Origin of the sequence: Acinetobacter chengduensis (genome assembly GCF_003664645.1) — a bacterium.
GTDB classification, from domain to species: domain Bacteria; phylum Pseudomonadota; class Gammaproteobacteria; order Pseudomonadales; family Moraxellaceae; genus Acinetobacter; species Acinetobacter chengduensis.
Genome location: NZ_RCHC01000042.1, coordinates 1 through 5,836 on the forward strand (window position 1 = coordinate 1; position 5,836 = coordinate 5,836).

Consider the following 5,836-nt stretch of genomic DNA (forward strand, 5'->3'; position numbering starts at 1 on the left):
TTATTGGTTGTTCTTCTTTAAACAGAACGGCTTTAAATTTTGGGCAAAGTTTCTAGAGCGTTTTGGTACGCCTATTCTTTTAGGTAAATGCAAAGATACTGAAACTGTAGATATGAATGAGGCACTTCTAAACGCTCATGCACAAAGTGTTTTGTCTATTGATGTAGAAGATGATGTACAGGTTCTATCTACTCAAGGCTCTGGTTCAGCCAACGGTGCTTTTGAGACATTTAATAAAACCTTGGCACAGCAGATTCAAAAATTAGTACTCGGGCAAACGCTCACCAGTGGAACGGATGGAAAAGGCAGTTATGCACTTGGCCAAGTCCATGAGAATGTCCGTACGGACAAACTCAAATCAGATATGCGGTTGGTCACCCCAACATTGCAAGCAGTAGTTAACGCACTATGCGAGTTAAACAATTGGGCTGAACATACAATTGTATTGGGTGAAGAAGCTAAGGTGCTGAATACAGAGCAGGCTGAACGCGATACACGATTGAAAAATGCCGGTGCAAACTTCTCTGACGCATATTTTATTCGTGAATATGGCCTACAGGAAGGTGATCTTAAGACCGCTACGGAGCCTGTTCAGCAAACTTTTTCTGCATTACCTAAACCTGCATTTAGCTTTAAAGCATCAGTACAAAAGCAATCGCCTGAACAGCAAGAAGTTGAAGAGCTGACAGATGGCCAAGGTGAGCTGCAGTTATTGACCAATGAGCAGATTAAGCAATTAGCAGCTGAGTCTGATACGCCAGAGGCCTTGCTATTTAATTTGACTCGATTAATACCCGATGCAACACAGTCGCAATTCAATGCTCAGCTAGATCAGGCTTTATATGCGGCGGATGTGTTGGGGTATGCAACAGCTGCTAAGGGGAAATAGATGCAACCAGTCACGTTCCTTGAGGCGTTGCAGTATGCGCATGACAAAAAGATCGTGCTACCTGATGAGTTTTACTCTATGGATCTAAAGACTCGGCAGTTGGCGACCACGGTTAGCTTTTTATCTAGTCTAGAGCAGGTTGAGACTGTGATTAAGTCGCTGAATAAGACTTTGGCTAATGGTGGGACATTTAACGATTTCCAGAAGCTTATAGCTGAATCTGAAATCATTTTACCCAAGCATTATTTGGACAATGTATTTCGTACGAATATCCAAAGTGCTTATGGCCATGGGCGATGGATTCAGCAAAATCGCAATAAGGATAAACGACCTTATCTGATGTACTCGGCGATCAATGACAGCCGTGTACGTCCTGCACATTTGGCATTGAATCGCATTGTATTGCCGATAGATCATCCGTTTTGGCTGACGCATTACCCTCCCACTGGATTTCGCTGTAGGTGCACGTGTATCGCGCTTACAGAGGCGCAGACATTGAAATACGGCATTACACCTGATGATAAGTTGCCTGAAGTTGCTGAGGCATTGGATTGGAGTTCACATCCACTGCAGTTTGGTGAGATGGAAGCGCTGGTTGATAAAAAGATCAATGTGTCAGTGCTGGACAAGGAATATCTCCTTGAGCAGAAGGAAGCCATTAAGGCTGAGTGGACTGCATCCAAAAAGCTTACAAGCCTTTTAGCTCCGATGAGTGATAAGAGTCGGGACCTATTTGGTACTGTGGTCAATACAGTTATTCCGCTTGATCCAACCATTAGGCCAAGTGCGATTAAAACATTCTTAGACTATGTACAGGGCAATGATGGTTCGCTTAGTAGCTACCTAAAACAGCCATCTATTAGTTTGGCAGAAGATGTGCTTAAACGCTGGGTAAAAGATGATATGGCAAAGATTCACGCCGTATCTGCGAATACTGCAGAAGTGATTGCAGGGTCTACTACACTAGCTTATGCAGCTGCGCTTGAAGTTGGCAAAGTAGTGACGCTGGATGCGCCCATGTTATTGGCTGGCCAGTCAAACATCATGATTCAGATTGAGAATGCTAAAGGTTCTGGAATTGATCTTGAGAAGTTGAATGCGGGCCAAGGCGTTCTAATACCAATAGGTTTGTCATTTGAAGTGATTTCAATTGAGGCACTGGATGGCAAGATGATTTACACACTTAAAGCATTGGTGAATTAATGACTGAAAAATGTGAATCGTGTCGACGTGGTTTAAATGGTCGAAATGGAAATGGCTATTCGCCATGCGGCTGCGGGAAAAGAGTGGTTGTGATTGGTAGCCTATCAAAAGTGAATAATCTTGTTCGTGCTATGTGTTGTGCTTTATCGCGACCACCAAAGAAACCATAAGTAAAAGTTAACTGAAGCCGCCCAATAGGGCGGTTTTTTTATGGAGCATGAAAATGCCAGAAGCTGAAAAGCCTAATCAGTATTGTTTCCAGCTCGGGCAACTGAGTGTTGATAATGCTGAAGAGGGTAAGAAAAAACGCACCTTCTCCGGTGTTGCTTACAGCGGGGAGCCAATCACTGACCACTGGTATTGGGATCGAATCATTTTTGATTTGGACTCAATGCAATTAAAAGGCCGTATCCCTGCATTACTTGAGCATCGATCAAGTCAGCGAGCAGGAGCAATCAATACGCATTCAATCAACCATCAAACAGGCTTAACTGTTTCTGGCGATTTAATGAGTAATGAGTTTGGTGCTCAGGTTGCCCAAGACTCGGACGATGGTTTCCCGTGGCAAATGTCTGTTCGGATTGAGCCAACAGCTATTGAAGAAATTCAGGCTGGCGCATCCGTATCGGTGAACGGAAAAGTTCATCAAGGGCCAATCACGGTATTTCGTGGCGGACGCATCCGCGAAGTTTCTTTTTGTGCCTTAGGCGCAGATGACAATACAAACGCCGTGGCAGCAAGTCACTCACCTAAAAACTTTAATCAACCAGAGGACACTGACGTGACCGAATTAGAACAAGCTAAAGAAGCTCAAGCGAAAGCCGAGCAAGAACGTGATGCAGCACAATCAGAACTTAAAAAGTTCAAAGCTGATAAGCGTGAAGAAGATATCAAAGCCCTTGAAACGTCTTTGAATAAACAATTCAGTGCTGAAGAAAAAACGTCATATACAAATATGGACGATGGTTCATTTGCATTTATGTCCCAGCAATTAAAACAATTCTCGGCAGGCAGTACTCCACCAGCGACACAACCACAACAACAGCAGATTCCACAGCAATTTGCGCATCTGTTTAGCCATCAAGCTACAGGCGGTCAGGGTGGGCAACAAGGGCAAGGTGGTAATCAAGGCGCTGGTGAACAGCATCGCTTTACATCTGGCGCACAAGCATTTGCCGCTCAAAATAAAGGAGCTTAATCCATGAGTCATAAAACCTATTTGGGCACAGTGACCCGCGAATCACGGCCATTCATCCTTGACACTGAAAAACTGCGCCGTGCCAATGCAAAAGTGACCGCAGCTAAAGCTTACAAAGCTGGCGACTTACTTTCTCTTTCAGCTGCAAACGTTGTTGATCATGCAGTAGATGAGAGTACATGGAATGTTGTTTGCGGACGCGATGTCAGTGCTACCGAAGCAACACAAATGGCTACTGATGGCGTAGAGCTTCCAATCTACTTTGGCGGCGTGTTTAGCATTGAATCGGTATCTCTTGCAGGTACTTACTTGGATGTTGCGAAATACGATGCAGCGCGCGCCAAAGCAACCCTAAACAATATTGAATTCTCAAAAGTATAAGGATTAAAACATGCCTCAGTCTTTTATCATTGATGGTGCGCCACTCGAATTGCTTGATGTTGGTGAGCTTGCATTAATTCACTCTAACCACAAACCCATGGATACATGGCTTCTGGATAAATTCTTCCCAAACCGCCCATCATTTGACCGTGATGAAGTGCCATTAGCAGAAATTAACACTGTGCATGATTTAGCTCCATTGGTGTCACCTCATCAACCTGGTAAGCCATTTGATACAAAACGCGCAGCTAAAGTTGATTTTGTTCAACCAGCATACTACAAGCCAAAAAATATGGTGACTCTAGCAACTTCATTTGATGAAGCTTTGGTGGAGCGTTTGCGCACAGCTGGGATTATTTCAACTGGCAGTCAGCAGTTATCAGATCAGGAAAAAATGATGATTGCGCAAATCGCTGTTATGAAGCGCAACCATGATGCGATTGATAACTCTGTCTTGCTGATGGCTACTGAGTTATTGCTAAAAGGCAAGTATTTACTTCAGTCTGACGACTATGCATATAACTTAGTGGATTATGACCGTGATGCATCGCTTACATTTAGTCCATTAACACCATGGAACCAAGCTGGCGCTAAACCAGTCACCGATATTGAGGCAATGGAGAAACTACTGCTTGATGCGGATGGCGGCGGATCTAAGGCTTACTTAATGTCAGGCAAAGTATGGGCGGCATTATCTGCTAATGATGAGTTCAAAGAGCGTTTTGTGAAGCCTTATGCAGGAATTGCAGTTCCATATAAACCAAGCTTGAACGTTCAAGAAGGCGCTTCATTTAAAGGCTATTTAGATGAAAAAGAGCTTTGGGTATTTGATGCAACATACCGTTTAGCATCTGGCGTGAAACGCTTTATTCCAGATGATTACTTTGGTGCGATTTCCGATCTCAATGGCTCTGTAGCACAGTGTAAAATCAAAAATATGCTGGCCAACGGTGCTGTTCAGAAATATTTTGACCGTCAGTGGTATAGTGAAGATCCGAGCGGTATTTACCTAATGACCGAATCAGCGCCTCTAGCGGTACCTTCTAATAAGAATGGTGTATGTGGTGGTACAGGCTTTATTGTATAAGGATTAAAAAACATGCCAAAGTACATTGCAAAACAATCACTCGGTCACTTTCGACCAGGGCAAGAAATCACAGGGCTTGAAGCTAAACAACTTCAGGCCCTTTTAGCATCTGGCGCTATTGAAGAATATCAAGAGCCTCAGGCACCGAAAGCTGACAGTACAGCTGCTGAATTAGCAAGCCTTGAAGCCGAAATTGCTGAGCTGAAGGCGAATGAAGAAATTCTGATTGCTGGCAAAGATAAATCTGATGCAGAAGTGGCAGAACTTCAAAAGAAGGTTGAAGGCTTGGAAAAATCACTAGCCACATCAGAAGCAGCTTTAAAGAAAGCCACAGCCGAAGCCAAGAAAGCTACTACCGATAAGTAAGGTGACCCATGTACGCGACTGAAGCAAACCTAGTTGCGCGATTTGGTGGTGAGATTGATGAATTGAAGTTGATGCATGCAAGTGCATCAACTGCTGTTCAAGATGCCTTACAGGACGCAACAGAAGAAATTAACGGCTACATAGGTGGTCGTTACACTTTGCCTCTGCCAAATGTTCCCAGTAATTTAGAGCGTATGGCGTGTGATATTGCGCGTTATCGGCTTTATTTCCAGCAACCCACTGAAGAAGTGCGTAAGCGTTATGAGGATGCAGTCAGCTTTTTAAAGTTGGTTGCAACCAATAAAGCACATTTGCAAATTCAGAATGTGGAAACTAGCCAAATCGTGGATGACCAACCCAAAAATAAACCATCTACAGCGCCAATAGGCACGACTTACACGGGTGGTGTATTTGGTGATGCCGTCCTAAATATGATGCCTAGCATCAAGTGAGGTGATGGGTGGTAGGTGCAGCTATCGAAATCCGTGCTGATGGTGAGTCAGCTGTCGCTAAAGCTCTAAGTTTGTATGCTGACGTTGATAAACGTCAGTTGAGGCTTTATGAGCTTATGGGTGCAAAACTTGTCGATAATATCCGTAGACGCTGGGAGGTCGGAGAGGGCCTTTACGGGAAGTGGCCATTATCAGTCAGAGTAATGCGCCAAGGCGGGACAACACTCCGTGATACATCGCGTTTAATGAATTCTATTACT

7 protein-coding genes and 1 pseudogene are annotated in these 5,836 nt (G+C 44.0%); all 8 read left to right on the forward strand.

What is annotated here, in order from left to right:
• Positions 1 to 889: phage portal protein family protein (locus tag D9K81_RS17740; RefSeq protein WP_121523988.1), on the forward strand; the 889-nt coding region annotated here is incomplete at its 5' end.
• Positions 890 to 2,092 (forward strand): phage head morphogenesis protein, encoded by a 1,203-nt coding sequence (locus D9K81_RS17745; RefSeq protein WP_121523990.1) that lies wholly within the window; start codon positions 890 to 892, stop codon positions 2,090 to 2,092. It abuts the gene before it with no gap.
• 223 nt (positions 2,093 to 2,315) lie between these two features.
• Positions 2,316 to 3,290, forward strand: coding sequence for a hypothetical protein (locus tag D9K81_RS17750; RefSeq protein ID WP_120376097.1), 975 nt, complete (start codon positions 2,316 to 2,318; stop codon positions 3,288 to 3,290).
• Between the two features lie 3 nt (positions 3,291 to 3,293).
• Positions 3,294 to 3,671, forward strand: coding sequence for a hypothetical protein (locus D9K81_RS17755; protein WP_120368486.1), 378 nt, complete (start codon positions 3,294 to 3,296; stop codon positions 3,669 to 3,671).
• Between the two features lie 10 nt (positions 3,672 to 3,681).
• Positions 3,682 to 4,758 (forward strand): major capsid protein, encoded by a 1,077-nt coding sequence (locus D9K81_RS17760; RefSeq protein ID WP_120376098.1) that lies wholly within the window; start codon positions 3,682 to 3,684, stop codon positions 4,756 to 4,758.
• Between the two features lie 12 nt (positions 4,759 to 4,770).
• On the forward strand, positions 4,771 to 5,124 hold the full coding sequence (locus tag D9K81_RS17765) for a hypothetical protein (RefSeq protein WP_120376099.1): 354 nt from the start codon (positions 4,771 to 4,773) through the stop codon (positions 5,122 to 5,124).
• Positions 5,125 to 5,132: 8 nt separating this feature from the next.
• On the forward strand, positions 5,133 to 5,576 hold the full coding sequence (locus D9K81_RS17770) for a gp436 family protein (RefSeq protein WP_120376100.1): 444 nt from the start codon (positions 5,133 to 5,135) through the stop codon (positions 5,574 to 5,576).
• 8 nt (positions 5,577 to 5,584) lie between these two features.
• A pseudogene (locus D9K81_RS17775) lies at positions 5,585 to 5,836 on the forward strand (phage virion morphogenesis protein); the annotation flags it as partial.